Annotated in this window: 12 protein-coding genes and 1 riboswitch; of the genes, 6 read left to right on the top strand and 6 right to left on the bottom strand. The window is 65.6% G+C overall.

Features of this window, described 5'->3' with window-relative positions:
- Positions 1-229 precede the first annotated feature (229 nt).
- Positions 230-1,957 carry an amidohydrolase family protein gene (locus OZ411_RS41195; protein WP_282532531.1) on the bottom strand — a complete coding sequence of 576 codons (1,728 nt, stop codon included), beginning with the start codon at positions 1,955-1,957 and terminating at the stop codon, positions 230-232.
- 131 nt (positions 1,958-2,088) lie between these two features.
- On the bottom strand, positions 2,089-2,283 hold the full coding sequence (locus tag OZ411_RS41200; protein WP_282532532.1) for a hypothetical protein: 195 nt from the start codon (positions 2,281-2,283) through the stop codon (positions 2,089-2,091).
- A gap of 171 nt (positions 2,284-2,454) precedes the next feature.
- Here OZ411_RS41200 and OZ411_RS41205 point away from each other — a divergent pair, with 171 nt between their 5' ends.
- The gene (locus OZ411_RS41205; protein WP_282532533.1) at positions 2,455-2,661 is read left to right on the top strand and encodes a hypothetical protein; all 207 of its coding nucleotides are present in this window, start codon (positions 2,455-2,457) and stop codon (positions 2,659-2,661) included.
- An 11-nt stretch (positions 2,662-2,672) separates the two neighbouring features.
- Here the strand turns inward: OZ411_RS41205 and OZ411_RS41210 are convergent, their stop codons facing one another.
- Entirely contained in the window at positions 2,673-3,896 is a 1,224-nt protein-coding gene (locus OZ411_RS41210) for an MFS transporter (RefSeq protein WP_282532534.1), read from the bottom strand.
- A 263-nt stretch (positions 3,897-4,159) separates the two neighbouring features.
- Between OZ411_RS41210 and OZ411_RS41215 the strand changes: the two genes are divergently transcribed.
- The gene (locus tag OZ411_RS41215; protein WP_282532535.1) at positions 4,160-5,422 is read left to right on the top strand and encodes a hypothetical protein; all 1,263 of its coding nucleotides are present in this window, start codon (positions 4,160-4,162) and stop codon (positions 5,420-5,422) included.
- Positions 5,423-5,620: 198 nt separating this feature from the next.
- Here the strand turns inward: OZ411_RS41215 and OZ411_RS41220 are convergent, their stop codons facing one another.
- Positions 5,621-5,782, bottom strand: a complete 162-nt coding sequence (locus OZ411_RS41220) for a hypothetical protein (protein WP_282532536.1) — start codon at positions 5,780-5,782, stop codon at positions 5,621-5,623.
- Positions 5,783-5,866: 84 nt separating this feature from the next.
- Complete coding sequence (locus OZ411_RS41225) at positions 5,867-8,128, bottom strand: TonB-dependent receptor (RefSeq protein WP_282532537.1); 2,262 nt, start codon at positions 8,126-8,128, stop codon at positions 5,867-5,869.
- Positions 8,129-8,239: 111 nt separating this feature from the next.
- Positions 8,240-8,437, bottom strand: a riboswitch (cobalamin riboswitch).
- Between the two features lie 113 nt (positions 8,438-8,550).
- Between OZ411_RS41225 and OZ411_RS41230 the strand changes: the two genes are divergently transcribed.
- The 4 genes from OZ411_RS41230 to OZ411_RS41245 all read left to right on the top strand — a co-directional run bounded on the left by OZ411_RS41230 (position 8,551) and on the right by OZ411_RS41245 (position 12,225).
- The gene (locus OZ411_RS41230) at positions 8,551-9,594 is read left to right on the top strand and encodes an iron ABC transporter permease (protein ID WP_282532538.1); all 1,044 of its coding nucleotides are present in this window, start codon (positions 8,551-8,553) and stop codon (positions 9,592-9,594) included.
- Positions 9,591-10,364: an ABC transporter ATP-binding protein gene (locus OZ411_RS41235; protein ID WP_282532539.1), complete on the top strand. Its 774-nt coding sequence runs from the start codon at positions 9,591-9,593 to the stop codon at positions 10,362-10,364. Before OZ411_RS41230 ends, OZ411_RS41235 begins: the two co-directional genes overlap by 4 nt.
- Positions 10,364-11,194 carry an ABC transporter substrate-binding protein gene (locus OZ411_RS41240; protein WP_282532540.1) on the top strand — a complete coding sequence of 277 codons (831 nt, stop codon included), beginning with the start codon at positions 10,364-10,366 and terminating at the stop codon, positions 11,192-11,194. Before OZ411_RS41235 ends, OZ411_RS41240 begins: the two co-directional genes overlap by 1 nt.
- Positions 11,195-11,550: 356 nt before the next feature.
- Positions 11,551-12,225, top strand: coding sequence for a DUF938 domain-containing protein (locus OZ411_RS41245; RefSeq protein WP_282532541.1), 675 nt, complete (start codon positions 11,551-11,553; stop codon positions 12,223-12,225).
- Between the two features lie 169 nt (positions 12,226-12,394).
- Here OZ411_RS41245 and OZ411_RS41250 read toward each other — a convergent pair whose 3' ends face one another.
- Positions 12,395-14,461: a prolyl oligopeptidase family serine peptidase gene (locus OZ411_RS41250; protein WP_282532542.1), complete on the bottom strand. Its 2,067-nt coding sequence runs from the start codon at positions 14,459-14,461 to the stop codon at positions 12,395-12,397.
- Positions 14,462-14,797: the final 336 nt, after the last annotated feature.

Raw genomic sequence — 14,797 nt, forward strand, 5'->3', positions numbered from 1 at the left:
CCTTGCCGACCAGTTGACCTGTTACCCATGTCGCCGGTCTATTCTGTTACCCATGTAGCCGGTCAGGACCGCGATACGGCCTCTCCCACAAGGGGAGAGGCGGGAGCGTGCGGCGCCGTCTTCACGACGTCTTCGTCGTCCGTAGGGGTGGGGAAAGCGTAGCGTGCCCACCATCGCGAGCGTCGCGCCAAAATGGTGGGCACGGCGCTGACGCGCCTTTGCCCACACCCTACGCCGCCGAATGCGTCGCCTGCGTGCCGCGGATCAACCGGCCGGGTCTTGCGCCCGTGGCCGTGCCGCCGCGCTGCGTTACCACGCCCGAGACGATGGTCGCCTCATAGCCGTCGACCTGCTGCAGGAGGCGGCGGCCGCCGACGGGGAGATCGTAATGCACCTTCGGCGGGTGCAGATGCAGGTGGTCGTAATCGATCACGTTGACGTCGGCCTTGTAGCCGGGCGCGATCAGGCCGCGGTCGGCGAGGCCGACCGAGAGCGCGGTCTTGCGCGATTGCACCGCGATCACGAAGGGGATCGAGAGTTTTTCGCCGCGGGTGCGGTCGCGGGTCCAGTGGGTCAGGAGATAGGTCGGGAAAGAGGCATCGCAGATGATGCCGCAATGCGCGCCGCCGTCGGAGAGGCCGGGCACCGAATTCGGGTCCAGCAGCATCTCGCGCGTCGCGTCGAGATTGCCGTCGGAATAATTGAGGAACGGCACGTAGAGCATGCCGCGGCCCCCGTCGGTCAGCATCGCATCATAGGCGAGTTCTTCCGGGCGCTTGCCGAGCCGGCGCGCCTGCGCGCCCAGCGTGTTCTCCGGTGGCTGCTCGTAATCCGGCGGATTTCCGAGCAGATACATCTTGTCGTAGTTCGGCCGGAAGAACAGCGGATCGTCGGTGTCGCTGGCGTTCTCGGCGAGGATCGTGGCGCGCGTCTCGGCCTGGTGCAACCGCGCCACCCGCTCCTTGAGCGGCAGGGGCGCAATCGCCTTGTAGCTCGCATGGGTCTGGAACGGGTTGCGCGATAATTCGAGCCCGAGCATCAGCCCGACCGGACGCGCCGCGATCTGGGCGGTGATCGATAGCCCGCGGCGGCTTGCCTCGTTGATGGTGTCAAGCGTCTGGCGCCAGCGCCGCGGCGACTTGTCGTTCTGGGTGATCGAGAACGAGATCGGGCATTTCGTGTTCTCCGCCACCCGCAGCATCATCGGCAGGTCTTCGTGGACGGTGGAGAGATCGAGCACGAATTGCAGCACGCTGCGGCCGACCCCATGCATCGCGCCGGCGATCGCGGTCAATTCGTCCTCGCCCGCCTTCAAGGTCGGCGTGAAGTCGCCGGTCGAGGTGCGGTGGTTGAGGGTGCGCGAGGTGGAGAAGCCAAGTGCGCCGGCACGAACCGCATCGCCAGCAAGCGCGGCCATCTGCCTGTTGTCCTCCACCGTGGAAGGATCGCGGCGCGCGCCGCGTTCGCCCATCACATAGACGCGCAGCGCCGCGTGCGGCAGTTGCGCGCCGATGTCGACGTCGAAGCTGCGCTTCGACAGCCAGTCCATGTAGTCGGGAAAACTCTCCCATTCCCAGGGAATGCCGGCGCTCAACACCGGCTCGGGAATATCCTCGACGCCTTCCATGAGCTGGATCAGCCTGGTGTGGTCGCTGGGCCGGCAGGGCGCAAAGCCGACGCCGCAATTGCCCATGATTGCGGTGGTGACGCCGTTCTGCGAGGAGGGCGTGATGTCCTGGCTCCACGTCACCTGGCCGTCATAGTGGGTGTGAACATCGACGAAACCCGGCGCCACCAGCTTGCCGCGCGCGTCGATCTCCTCCTTGCCTTTGCCTGAAACCTTGCCGACGTCGATGATCTTGCCGTCCGCGATCGCCACATCGGCTTCATAGAGGTCGCCGCCGCTGCCGTCCGCAATGGTGCCGCCGCGGATCACGATGTCAGGCGCTGAGGTCATGGCGCTTCATCCCGATTTGTTGTTGTTGCCCCGCATCATGGGTCGTCCCCCGATGCCGTCAACCGGCGCCGATGAGGTTCAGCAATGCGCTATGGCGCCGCAACCTGGAAATATGGCGGTGCTGTCAAAGCCTAATCCATGTCGCGGAAGGCGTGACCGTTGGTTTCGATCCTTTTCACAAGGTCTGGCGGCAATTCGGCTTGTGCCGCTGTGCCGTCAAATGCCCATTCCTCAGGTTTGGCCAGATCGGGAAGACCGGCCCCTTTGCGCACATAGAGGCCTAACGTCGGCTTTTGCGGATTAATGTAAAGATCGTACTCCTGCATTGAGATGTCTCCTCTTCTGTTGCCAGCTCAGGATCGCATCAAGCCGCGTTGGCTCGCCTCCCGGTCAGATTATCGCGATCGGTTACAGCCGTAAGCATTTAGTTCGAGGCAGTGATCGGACCGTAACAGGCGCACCGCAGTGTCCCCTGAAAATCACTGCGGAGATCTCTCGTGACCGCGACCACCAAAGGCAACCAGTGCGCAGTTTCCATGCGGCCTGCCGAGGCCGGCGAACACGTTACCGGCGCCGCGTGCGTGCCGACACGTCGAGACCGCGGCGTTCGCGCGCTTCAGACCATCTATCTCGGTGTCGCCTGTTATGTCGGCCTGAGCGATTGCGCGGATCGTCTGGAAGCGATCGCTCGCGAGGAGGTCTAAACAACAGGTGATCAAGCCGCTGCGCGCGCTTCCGATCCCTGCGGCTTGCGGTCGGTGACGAGCGCGAGCAGCACCGTCAGCACCATGAAGGCGGCGGAGGCGCCGAACACCCAATGCGGCAGGTTGTGGTCCATGATCCAGCCGAACAGCAGCGGGCTTGCGATGCCGCCGAAGTTGAAACCGGTGGAGACGATGCCGAAGGCGCGGCCGGCCGCACCGGGAGGCGCCGCGTTGCGCACCAGCATGTCCCGCGAGGGCGTGATCACGCCGCCGAGGAAACCGGCCAGGCCCAGCGCAGCGGTCAGCACCGCCGATGGCAGGTTGACCAGCGCGATCACGACCACGATCGCAGCATTGACCGCAAAGCAGGCCGCCGCCACCTGGCTGTGGCGGTGGGTGCGGTCGGCGAGATAGCCGCCGGCGAGCACGCCCACCGCGCTGGCGCCGAGGAACGCGGTCAGCGCGATATTGGCCGACGAGAACGACACGCCATAGCCGCCCATCAGCGCCACCACGCCGAAATTATTGATCCCCGCGCTCGACAGGCTGAGCAGCGTGAAGAACACGGTCAGCACCATGATCGCCGGCGTCATCACGCTGGTTTTCACCTTCTCGCTGCCCTCGGGCCCGTCCTTCGCGGCGCCCGCGTCGGGGGTGCCCATGACGACGAGCAATAGCGCCACCAGCGGGCCGATCGCGCCCGCGACCATCAATGCGCCGAGCCCGCCGATTGCCGCGACCAGCGCCGCCATGATCGCAGGTGCCACCGCGCCGCCGAGGAAGCCGGCAAAGGTGTGGACTGAGAACGCGCGGCCCATCCGCGCCTCGTCCATATGTGCCGACAGGATCGCGTAGTTGGCGGGGTGATAGACGCTGTTGGCAAGCCCGAGCCCAATCGCGCTTGCGATCAGCGCGGGATAGCTCAAATGCGAACCGAGCCCGATCAGGGCAAAGCCGCCCAGGCAGAGCCCGATCAGGAGGATTTTTCGCGCGCCGATATGGTCGGCGAGATAGCCGATCGGCGCCTGCGTCAGGCCGGAGACCAGCGCGAATACGGTGAGCGCGAAGCCGAGCTCGATATAGCCGACGCCGAGCCGCTCTTTCAGGAACGGGAACAGCATCGGCAGCACGAAGATATGGAAATGGCTGACCCAATGCGCGATCGAAATCCCCGTCAGCGTGCGCGCCGCGCTGTCGGTCTTCAATTGCTGCGGTGCGGCGAGAACGTCAGCCATATCAGTGAGAAGCCCATCAAATGTGATGCCCGGCGGGGCTTAAAGCATGATCCGGAAAAGTGGGAACCGGTTTTCCGAAAAGATCATGCTCAAACAGAGAGCCAGATCATGATCCGCTCGGATCATGATCTGGCGCGAAAATATCGGCTGGGCATTATTTGTCCATGAAGGCCGCTGCATGGCTGACCCGGCGAACCGCGACCGAGCGACATGCGGCATTAAAGCGGCAAGACAAGCCACTCGCATTGCAGCAATGATCTGGCATGACCGATCCGGCAAGAAAGCTGCGCGTCCTGATCCCCGAGGGGGCGAGCACCTCGGCGCGCGAGGCGATCACGATCCTCGGTCTTGCCGGCTACCATGTCGAAGTCTGCGATCCCTCGCCCTGGTGCCTGTCGCGCTATTCGCGCTTTGTGCGGAAATTCCACCGCTGCCCGGGATTGCGCCACGACCCCGAGGGCTTCCTTGGCTATATCGAGCGGCTCCTGGAGGCGCCGTTCGACGTGCTGCTGCCGACCCATGAGCAGGGTTTTCTGTTCGCGCGCGCCGAGGCGCGATTGAAGGGCCGCGTCGGCCTGGCGCTGCCGCGGTTCGACAATTACCGGATGGTGCACAGCAAGGCCGGCTTCAGCCGCCTGCTCGACCGGTTGGGTCTGCCGCAGCCGCCGACGCGGATCGTGACCTCGGAGAGCGAGCTGCGTGAGGCCATCCGCTTTCCCTCCGTGATCAAGACTTCGGTCGGCACGGCAAGCCGCGGCATCTGGTTCGTGCGCGACGACGCCGATTTCAACATCGCGCTGTACGAGCTCGGCGCGAGCGATACCTTTGCCGACGAGCTTCTGGTGCAGGATCTCGTCACCGGCACCACGGAGAAGGCGCAGTCGGTATTTTGCTTTGGGAAACTGGTCGGTTTTCACGCCTACCGGCAGGTCGCGCCCGGCGTCGGCGGCGGCGAGGCGATCAAGGAAAGCGTCAGCCGTCCGCAGGTGCACGCCTATCTGGAAGCGATTGGAGAAACGCTGGCCTGGCACGGCGCGCTGTCGGTCGATTACGTGATGCCGATCGACAGCCCTGTGCCGCTCCTGATCGACTGCAATCCGCGCCTGGTCGAGCCGCTCAATGCCTTCCGGGCCGGCACCGACCTCGTCGATCTGCTGCTGCGCGTTTCGCTCGGCGAGACGCCGCAGCCTTTGCCTGAGAGCCGCACCGGCGTGCGGACGCATCTGGCGATGCAGGCGCTGCTCGGCCAGGCCTCCCGCGGCGGCACCAGGCGCGACATTCTGGTTGAGTGCGGCGATCTCCTGAAGACCTCAGGGCCCTACAACGCCAGCACCGAAGAGCTGACGCCGGTGCAGCTCGACTGGCTCAGCGCCGTGCCGCTGGCGATGACGGCTGGTCTGACCCTGGTCTCGCCGAAACTGGCAAGGACGGTCGCCCGCGGCGGCTTCGGCGCGCATCTGCTCGACCTGAAGAGCATCCGCAAGATCGAGCGCGAGGATTTCGCCGGACTGCATCAGCCGCCGTAGCCGCCGTAGGGTGGGCAAAGCGCAGCGTGCCCACCTTCCCTTGCACCGCCCGTGAAATGGTGGGCACGCTGCGCTTTGCCCACCCTACAATTCTGGGCAACGCTCTCACCCTGTCATTGCGAGCGCAGCGAAGCAATCCACGTCTCCGCAAGCGGCGCGATGGATTGCTTCGCTACGCTCGCAATGACGGGAGGCGTCTCACAACGGCTCGTCGTCGGGGCCGTAGCGGTCGCGCTTCGGCGTGGCGATGTCGCCGTCTTCGTAGTCGTCGTCCTCGTCGTGGCGCGCAGGTGGAGGCGGCGGCTTCGGCTTGCCGCCTTCCTGCTTTGGAGGTTGGTTTGTCTTCCCGATCCCGCCCATATCGATCTCCCATCACCACGACATAGTGGCTGATTCGGGCGGAACAACCCGGTCCGCGCACGGCTTATGGACCGGCTGATCGCTTCAGAACGTCGCGCCGGCCTTTACGAGGAAAGTCCGGCCCGGCAGCGGATAGGCGTTGAAGCGGCCGGGCGTGAAGTTCGAGGCGATGGCGTAGTCGTAATAGAGCGCATTGAGCAGGTTGTTGACGCTGACCGACCAGAAGAAATGCTCATAGGCGCCGCTGAGCTTGAGGTCGATCGTCGCATCGCCCGGAATGCGCGTTTGCGTATTGGCCTGGTCGTTATCCATGACGCGCGAGCTCCAGGCGCGCAGCGTGGCATCGAGCACGAGATAGTTGTCCCAGATATTCCAGGTCACGCCGAGATTGCCGGTGTAGCGCGACACCAGCGGCACGTCGTTGCCCGCGAACTGTCCCTCGCGGAACACAGCACGCGTGTAAGCCATGCCGCCGCGCAGCGACACGGTATCGCTGACGCGCAGCGAAGCCTGCGTCTCGGAGCCATAGCGCCGGGTCGGCTCGAGGTTGACGTTGAAGAACAGCACCGGATTGAAATGGATCTCGTTCTCGAGGTCCATGTTGTAGACGCTGGTCTGCACCTGGAATCGGCCCGTCTTGACGCGGAATCCGCCTTCGACGTCATGCGAGGTCTGGGTCTTCAACTGGAAATTCTGCGGCAGCGGATTGAAGAAGGCGTCGAACGCGGGACCCGTCGAGACGCGCTCGTCGACATCGGGCGTGCGGAAGGCGTGCGCGGCGCGGGCGAACACCGAGAACATTTCGGTGAAGCGATGCTCGACGCCGACATGCAGCGCGTAGTTGGTCTCGCTCTGGTCGAGCGGCGTCGCCTGCGCGTCGAAGGCGAACGGCGCGTTCGGATCGTAGCGGTCGCGCGCGTTGAGCCAGGTGTTCTGCACCCGCGCGCCATAGGAGAAATCGGTCGTGGGCAAGAGGCCGACCGTGTGCATCCAATAGCCGGCGAGCGACTGCTGCGACAGGTCGTAGGTATGGATCGGCGGCACGCCCCGGAACGCGCCGCGCTGCTGGTGGAACGTCGCGTCGTAATAGTCGATGCCGGTCAGGATCGACGACGGAATCCCGAAGATCGAATTGTTGATGCTCAGCCGCGGCGTGATCGACCAGGTCTGCAGCGCGGCGTCATTGTAGGTCGACGCCGCGCTGATCAATGGCGAGGTGCCGAAGAAAGCGCTTTGCGTATCCCTCTGGCGGTAGCCGCCATCGACGATCAGGTCGACGCCGTTCAGGAGCGTCTTGGTGAAGCCGGCCGTCGCGCTCGCGCCCTGCTGGTTGCCGTAGTCGAACGGCGTGGCGGCGCCCCTGCGGTCGGTGACGAGTTGGTTGATGCCGGCGGATGGGTCGACGATTCGGCCGCCCGGAAAGCCCAGCTTCTGGTCGTCGCCGGTCACCGTCAGGAATGCTTTCAGGTCCGGCGTCGTGTAGTTGAGATTGCCGACGCCGTTGCGCTGGTCGAGCGCATTGTTCACGCGGTAGCCGTCGGACTTGATGCCGTTGCCGTAGAACGACGCCGACCATGGCCCGGAATTCATCGCGGTCGAGATCGCGGCCATGCGCTGGTTGAAGGAGCCGTACCCGGCTTCGCCCCGGATCGAGACCGGCGGGCCGCCGATGCCGGTCTTGGTGACGATGTTGATCACGCCGCCGATCGCGTTGTCGCCGTAGAGTACGGCGCCGCTGTTGCCGCGGGTGATCTCGATGCGCTCGATCGAATCCAGCGGGATGGTCGAGAGATCGACCTGCGCCATGTCGATGTCGTTGAGGCGCCGCCCGTTGAGCAGGAACAGCGTGTTGGCGGTGGCGAACGCGCCGAAGCCGCGCAGGTCGACCGAGGTCTTGGCGCCGTTCACGCCGCCAAACAGCGATTGCAACTGCACGCCCGGCGCCTGCGCGATGATTTCCGGCAAAGTGTGTGAAGGCGAATGCGCGATGTCGTCGGCGGTGATCACGGTCGAGGACGTCCCGACAATGCCAGCGAATTGCGGGCTGCCGCCACCACCGGATGACGCTCCGCTAGCGGCGGTGCCGCTAGACCCTGCGCCGCCGGCCGGCTGCGCGTTGGTCGGCACCTGGCCCGGCGCGGGACGCCGGGGGCCTGGAGTGCCGTCGGAAGCGGGCTTGGCACGGGTGCGGTTGTGGTCGCCGGGCGCTCTGACCTCGACCGGTGGCAATTGTTCGGAGGACGCTTGCTGCGCCAGCGCGGCAGAAACGTACAAGGCGGGCGCCAGCATGCTCGACGCGAGCAGGAGCGCCCGGCGTTGCTTGGTGGCGGTGATAGCAGAGAACATCGGCGAGACCTCGGTATGACGTCAGTGGCACGTCACAGCGATCCGAGGCTCACCATCGCGTTTCGCGCTTCAGGTGAAGCAAATGTCTGTACTCCCCGACCGACATCGTCGCGTGTGACCACGTAAGACGGCAGGTCTCCTGGCTCGCGGGTCGTTACCCTTCGTCGCCTTCCCAGGACCGAGACGCCCAGTGGCATATGACGAAGGATTCACCGCATACAGTTGCGGGGGCAGCCGCGGCTTGAGGGAAGTTTCCCGGTACCGCATTCCCTTTTGATCCCGATAGGAACCGTCGGAGCCATCTAGGATTTTGGCGACGCCCGAGTCAATCCCGGCGAAACTGCGGCGCCCCATCCCCAATACGCTTTTTTGTTCCGGTGTCGCTTGTCTGCCACCGAATTCGCTGCAAGAAGCAGGGCGCGATGAGTGCACAGGATTTCACGATAGCGGCGGGTCTCGCCGCGCGGCGGCGGTTGGGGGCGACCGTTGCGATGATTGCGTTGGTTGCCGTGCTGATGCTGATCTCGCTCGGCACCGGTCCGGTGCGGCTGTCGCCGCTGACGGTGATCGAGGCGTTGTTCGGTGGCGGCAGCGATGTAACGCAGGTGATCGTGCGCGAGATCCGCCTGCCGCGGACCATCCTGGCGTTCGCGATCGGCGCCATTCTCGGTCTGTCAGGCGCGGCGCTGCAGGGCCTGTTGCGCAATCCCTTAGCCTCGCCCTCGCTGTTCGGCGCGCCGCAATCGGCGGCGTTCGGCGCGGTGCTGGTGATCGCGCTCGGGCTGGCCGATGTCCGCTCCTACGCGCTGCCGGTCGCCGCCATCATCGCCGCGTTCGGCTCGGTGTTCGTGCTGCTCGCGATCGCTGGCCGCAATGCGGGGCTGTTGATCCTGATCCTCGCCGGGCTTGCGATTTCGAGCCTTGCGGGCGCTGCGACGGCGCTGGTGATGAACCTCGCCAGCAATCCGTTCCTGGTGCTGGAGATCGCGTTCTGGCTGCTCGGCTCGCTGGAGGATCGCAGCTTCCAGCATGTCGCGCTGGCGCTGCCGTTCATCGTTGCTGGTGCAGCCATCCTGCTCTCGCAGGCCAGCGCCTTCCGTGCGCTCACGCTTGGCGAAGAGACCGCGCAAAGTCTCGGCGTCGATGTCGGCCGCCTGCGGCTGTTCGTGATCACAGGCGTTGCGCTCGGCGTCGGCGGCGCGGTGGCGGTCACCGGCACCATCGGCTTCATTGGCCTGGTCGCGCCGCATCTGATGCGGCCCGTGATCGGCCACGACCCGGCGCGGCTGTTGGTGCCGAGCGCGCTCGCCGGCTCGGCGCTGTTGCTCGCGGCCGATATCGCGGTGCGCATCATCCCGTCGACCTCGGACATCAAGGTCGGCGTCCTGACCTCGATCATCGGCGTGCCGTTCTTCCTCTATCTCATCATGCGTGAGCGCCGCGCGCTCGGCGGAGGCGTCGCATGACGGCGCTTGTCGCGGAACATCTCAACGTAGCGCTCGCCGGCCGCCGCGTGCTCAGCGACGTGTCGCTGCAACTCGCCTCAGGTCATCTCGTTGCGCTGGTCGGTCCGAACGGCGCCGGCAAGACCACGTTGCTGCGCGCGCTCGCCGGCCTCATTCCCTCCGATGGCGTCATCAGGGTGGGTGGCGAGGCGCTCGCCGCGCTGCCGCTGCGCGAACGGGCCAAACGCTTCGGCTATCTTCCGCAAGGGCACATGGTGCACTGGCCGCTACCCGCGCGCGACATCGTCGCGCTCGGCCGCTATCCGCATGGTGCCACCGATCCGGCACGGCTGTCCCCGCGCGATGTCGAGGCGGTGGTGCGGGCGATGCAGGCCGCCGACGTCATGGAGTTCGCCGAGCGCCGCGTCACCGAGCTTTCCGGCGGCGAGCGCAGCCGCGTCGCACTGGCGCGCGTGTTTGCGGTGGAGGCGCCGATCATCCTGGCGGACGAGCCCACCGCCTCGCTCGATCCGCGCCACCAGATCGACGTCATGAAGGGGTTGCGTGCGGCAGCCGACAAGGGCGTGCTGGTGATCGTGGTGACGCACGACCTCGGCCTTGCCGCACGTTTTGCCGACCATGCGTTGGTGCTGGCGCAAGGGCGCCTCGCATCGCAGGGCGCGCCGGCGGATGCGCTGTCGGAGACGGTCATGGCCGATGTGTTCCGCGTCAGCGCCTTCCGCGCCGAATATCAGCGCGAGACGGTGATCGTGCCGTGGGCGGAGATCTGATGCGGCGCCTCGCTGCATTCCTTGCAGCGTTCGCCCTGTCCACCACTGTCGCGCTTGCGGCGAGCCCGCCGCGCATCGTCTCGATGAACGTCTGCAGCGATCAGTTGCTGCTCTCGCTCGCCGATCCCCAGCAGATCCTGGGCCTCAGCCGATTCTCCCGCGAGGCCTGGCAATCATTCGCCGCCGACAAGGCGCGCCGCTTCCCGATTCTCTCCGGCGGCGCGGAGGACGCGCTGGTGCTGAAGCCCGACATCGTCGTCGCCAGCCTGTTCGACAAGCGCGCAACGCGCGAGCTCTTGAAAGCAAACGGCCTTCATCTCGTCGAGTTCAGCGTGCCGCGCACGCTGGACGAGGTGAAGGACCAGATCCGCGAGATGGGCGACATCGTGCAGCATCCGGATCGCGCGAAAGCCGCGATCACGAGGCTCTACGCCGCAATCGCCCGCGCACGTCAGGCCGCAACCGGCAGGCACTATCGCGTGCTGCCGCTGGCGCGCCGTGGCTGGGTGTCCGGCAGCGACAGCCTGGTGTCGTCGCTCTTGACCGAAGCTGGCCTGCTCAATCCCGCCGGCGACCTCGGCGTCGCAGCCGGCGGCTACGCCTCGCTGGAAGCGATCGTGCAACTGAGACCGGACTTCATCCTGGTGTCGGAGGCCGGTGACCGCGCCGAAGACAACGGCCGCGCCTTCCTGCTGCATCCGGCGCTGGAGCACTTCTATCCGCCGGAGAAACGCATTGTGCTTCCCGAACGTCTCACCGTCTGCGGCGGCGTGATGCTCGCCGACGCGCTGGACGTGCTGACGAAGGAGTTGCAGCGCGTGGCGCGGTAGCTCCATCCCCCGTCATTGCGAGCGCAGCGAAGCAATCTATCTCTCAGCTCGTCATTCCGGGGCTCGCCAACGGGTCCGCGCAAAGCGCGGCCCGATGACAGGCTCCGCGAGAACCCGGAATCCATTCTTCCACTTGCGCATGCGGCGCAATGGATTCCGGGCCTGCGCCTTCGCATCCCGGAATGACGAGCGGAGAGATGGGTGCGCTCGCCCCGAATTACGCTTCCGCTTCATCCGGGGCTACGGCCGTAACCATTATGATGAAGGCGCGCCCAAATCGCGCATTGCGACGGCGCGCGCGGAATAGCAGGATCGCTACGGTGTTGCGTTTTGTACGATAGGCAAAGGAGAGCATCATGCCAGAGTTTGTGGTCGAATTCGGCAAGGACGGCGGGCGGGTCGAGGCCGACGGCCGGCTTGATGCGGCTGCCTTTCATCGCAACCATCAGCCGATCTGGGCGGTGCTGGAAAAATTTCTTTTGGGCCGATCCGGCGACGTGCTGGAGGCCGGCAGCGGCACTGGCCAGCACGTCGTGTATTTCGCGGAGCGGACCCCCGACATCATTTGGTGGCCGAGCGATCTCAACGACGCGCATCTGAAGAGCATCGCGGCCTGGCGCGCATACGCCGCCCTTCCGAACATCCGTCCGCCGCTGAGGATCGATCTCTCCGATCCGGCTTGGCCCGGTGCTGCGCCTGAGGGCGGCGAACTGCCAAAGCTGCTCGCGGTGTTCTGCGCCAATGTGATTCACATCGCGCCCTGGCGCGTCGCCGAGGGCCTGTTCGAAGGCGCCGCCCGCCGCCTGCGCGACGACGGCCGGTTGTTCATCTACGGCCCCTTCAAGCGCGACGGCAAGCACACCGCGCTCAGCAACGCCGTGTTCGACACATCCTTGCGCAACCAGGATCCCGACTGGGGCGTGCGCGACATCACCGATATCGAGAAGCTGGCGGGGCGCGTCGGTCTGTCATTGGAGGAGGCGGTAGACATGCCCGCGAACAACATGATCCTGGAATTCGCGTGCGCGTGACCGCTCCTCCGCGTCATTCCGGGGCGCGACGAAGTCGCGAGCCCGGAATCCATTGCGCAGCATACGCGGGCGGAGAAATGGATTCCGGGTTCACGCGGAGCCTGTCATCGGGCCGCGCTTTGCGCGGACCCGTTGGCGCGCCCCGGAATGACAGCGGTGAGTAGAACAATCACGCACCATCCACCCACCCGATCTTCTCCCGCAAGAACCCAAGCCCCAGCGCCATGAACGCGGCGCGTTCCTTGTTGTCCTTGCCATAGCCGTGGCCGCCGGCGGCGGGCTCGTAGAGATGGGCCTCATATCCCATTGCCTGCAGCTTGGCGGTCATCTTGCGGGCGTGGCCGGGATGCACGCGGTCGTCGCGGCGCGTGGTCGCGATCAGGATCGGTGGATATTTCTGGCCCGGCTTCGCTATGTGATAGGCGGAATAGGTTTGCAGCCAGGCCCATTCCTCGGGCTTGTCGGGATCGCCATATTCGGCGATCCAGCTCGCGCCGGCGAGCAGCCTGGTGTAGCGGCGCATGTCGATCAGCGGGATGGTGCAGAACAGCGCGCCGAATCGTTCGGGGTAGCGCACCAGCATGTTGGTGATCAGGATGCCGCCATTCGATCCGCCTTCGGCCGCGATCCGCTCGGGCCGCGTGACGCCGCGCTTCACCAGATCGGCGGCGACGGCCGCGAAGTCGTCATGCGCCAACCGCTTGCCCGCATAGCGGCCGGCGTCGTGCCAGCGCGTGCCGAACTCGCCGCCGCCGCGGATATTGGCCTCGACAATGGTGCCGCCGCGCTCCAGCCACAGCTTGCCGAGCGCCGGGTTGTAATACGGCTTCATCGCAAGACCGAAGCCGCCATAGGCGGTCAAGTGCACCGGCGCATCGCCGGTCTCGGTCGCCGGGCCGGTCTGCACATAGGGGATGCGTTCGCCGTCGACGGAGATGGCCTCGTGCTGGGTCACCACGAGTCCATCCGCGTTGAACGTCCTCGGCGCCTGCTTCAGCACCGTAGGCGCTCCGACCTTCTCCATCAGCATCAGCGAGGACGGCGTCAGCGGGTCCTGCACATTGGCGAGCAGGTCGCCGTTGCTTTCGGAGATATGGCCGTCGAGGCGCCAGACATCGACGACGCCGATCCCGGGCAGCCCTTCGAGCCGCTCGCGCGTCCAGCCGCCAGCCGATGGCGTGCAGATCTCGAACACCGGCCGCAGTTCATCGAGGATCGACAGCACTAGCCGGCCCTCGGTCCAGAAGAAGCCTTGCAGCGCCCGCCGCGGCTCCGGCTCGAACACGACGGTGAAGTCGCGGCTGCCTGCGAGGAAGGCTGACAGCGACATGCCGAGCACCGTATCGGGCGCATAGGTCTTGCCTCCGATCGTCCACGGCTCGCGCAGCTTGACGACGAACCAGTCCTGATAGGCGAGCAGCCAAATGCTGGTGGGCAGATCGAGCTTCGTCTTCGTACCCGTCTCGTCGCCCAGCCAGGCACTCAAGTTGAAGAAATCGAGCCGGTCGACGAACCACATCCGTGGGACCGGCCCGGAATCATCGAGTTGAGCGGATGCGCTCATATGGTCGGCCGGCACCTCGAACACCACCGGCGCGCGTTCGGCGGCCTCGCCGCGGCGCCACAGCCTGACAGTCCGGGCATAGCCCGATGTGGTCGCCATGCCCTCGCCATAGGCGCTCGACAGCAGCAGCGTGTCGTCGTCGACCCAATCGACGCCGCCCTTCGCCTCCGGCAGCATGAAGCCATCGGCGACGAAGCGCTTCGCCTCCATGTCGAACTCGCGCAGCATCACCGCGTCGCTGCCGCCGCGCGACAGGCCGAGGATCGCGCGCCGATCATTTCCCGGCCGCATGGACGTCCAGTTCAAGAGCCAATCCTCGCCTTCATCGGCGGCAAGCTGGTCGACGTCCAGGAGGATTTCCCAGTTGTGATTGGCTTTGCGGAATTCCCCGAGCGTCGTGCGCCGCCACAGGCCGCGCGGATTCTGCGCATCCGTCCAGAGATTGTAGAGTAGCCCACTGCGCCTGGTGACATAGGGAATGTTGTCCGGCCGGTCGAAGATCGCGACCAGCGCGTCGCGATCGGCGGCAAATGACGGGCCGGTGAATTTCTCCAGCGTCAGGGCGTTCTGCCGCTCCACGAATTCCAGCGCCCGCGCGCCTTCGATCTCCTCGAGCCAAAGATAGGGATCGTCATCGGGCGCGGCGATCGTAGGCCTGTCGTCGATGGTCATCGTGAAAACTCCGAGGTCACAGACCCATCGATGTAGGCACTCGCACCTGGGCTGTCCAATGCGTGCCATTTACTCACCCCAAACACCGCCGCCGTCATTCCGGGGCGCGCGCAGCGCGAGCCCGGAATCCATTCATCCACGGGCGTAAGCGGCGAAATGGATTCCGGCTCGATGCTTCGCATCGCCCCGGAATGACGACCTGTATTGAGGCGCGAGGTGCGACATAACAACCCGACGGGCAAATCACCAAAAGTCTGTCCAGCCGTCGCGCGAAAAACATTCCGCTTTCGCCGTCGGGCAAATCAGTGATTTAACTCCGCGCGTCTCACGGCGGAT

The sequence above is a fragment of the Bradyrhizobium sp. Arg237L genome, assembly GCF_029990105.1.
GTDB lineage: Bacteria > Pseudomonadota > Alphaproteobacteria > Rhizobiales > Xanthobacteraceae > Bradyrhizobium.

What these genes read in the sequence shown, in the direction of transcription:
- OZ411_RS41235 (WP_282532539.1), top strand. Translation starts at nt 9,591, where the DNA reads ATGACGGCGCTTGTCGCGGAACATCTCAACGTAGCGCTCGCCGGCCGC.
- OZ411_RS41230 (WP_282532538.1), top strand. Translation starts at nt 8,551, where the DNA reads ATGAGTGCACAGGATTTCACGATAGCGGCGGGTCTCGCCGCGCGGCGG.
- OZ411_RS41245 (WP_282532541.1), top strand. Translation starts at nt 11,551, where the DNA reads ATGCCAGAGTTTGTGGTCGAATTCGGCAAGGACGGCGGGCGGGTCGAG.
- OZ411_RS41215 (WP_282532535.1), top strand. Translation starts at nt 4,160, where the DNA reads ATGACCGATCCGGCAAGAAAGCTGCGCGTCCTGATCCCCGAGGGGGCG.
- OZ411_RS41220 (WP_282532536.1), bottom strand. Translation starts at nt 5,782, where the DNA reads ATGGGCGGGATCGGGAAGACAAACCAACCTCCAAAGCAGGAAGGCGGC.
- OZ411_RS41200 (WP_282532532.1), bottom strand. Translation starts at nt 2,283, where the DNA reads ATGCAGGAGTACGATCTTTACATTAATCCGCAAAAGCCGACGTTAGGC.
- OZ411_RS41240 (WP_282532540.1), top strand. Translation starts at nt 10,364, where the DNA reads ATGCGGCGCCTCGCTGCATTCCTTGCAGCGTTCGCCCTGTCCACCACT.
- OZ411_RS41250 (WP_282532542.1), bottom strand. Translation starts at nt 14,461, where the DNA reads ATGACCATCGACGACAGGCCTACGATCGCCGCGCCCGATGACGATCCC.
- OZ411_RS41195 (WP_282532531.1), bottom strand. Translation starts at nt 1,957, where the DNA reads ATGACCTCAGCGCCTGACATCGTGATCCGCGGCGGCACCATTGCGGAC.
- OZ411_RS41210 (WP_282532534.1), bottom strand. Translation starts at nt 3,896, where the DNA reads ATGGCTGACGTTCTCGCCGCACCGCAGCAATTGAAGACCGACAGCGCG.
- OZ411_RS41225 (WP_282532537.1), bottom strand. Translation starts at nt 8,128, where the DNA reads ATGTTCTCTGCTATCACCGCCACCAAGCAACGCCGGGCGCTCCTGCTC.